This is a genomic window from Variovorax sp. Soil_C_33, from assembly GCF_057656935.1.
In genome coordinates, this window is record NZ_JBDGJK010000054.1 from 1 (window position 1) to 448 (window position 448).

A 448-nucleotide genomic window follows, 5' to 3' on the forward strand; every position below is an offset into this window, starting at 1 on the left:
TCGAGCAGTTCGGCGTCGTCCACCATGTCGCACTTGTTCAGGAAGACGATGATGTAGCCCACGCCCACCTGGCGCGCCAGCAGGATGTGCTCGCGGGTCTGGGGCATCGGGCCGTCGGCGGCCGAGCACACGAGGATGGCGCCGTCCATCTGGGCGGCACCGGTGATCATGTTCTTGACGTAGTCGGCGTGGCCGGGGCAGTCCACGTGCGCGTAGTGGCGGTTGGCCGTCTCGTATTCGACGTGGGCGGTGTTGATGGTGATGCCGCGCGCTTTTTCTTCAGGCGCCGCGTCGATCTGGTCGTAGGCCTTGGCTTCGCCGCCGAACTTCGTCGACAGCACCGTCGCAATCGCCGCCGTCAGCGTGGTCTTGCCATGGTCCACGTGACCGATCGTGCCCACGTTCACGTGCGGCTTCGTGCGGGTGAATTTTCCTTTTGCCATTTTCT

1 protein-coding gene is annotated in these 448 nt (G+C 64.1%); it reads right to left on the reverse strand.

Annotated elements, in window-relative coordinates:
* The coding region (locus tag AC3A6B_RS29890; RefSeq protein ID WP_487840249.1) for a GTP-binding protein at positions 1 to 443 on the reverse strand (443 nt) is incomplete at its 3' end.
* Positions 444 to 448: the final 5 nt, after the last annotated feature.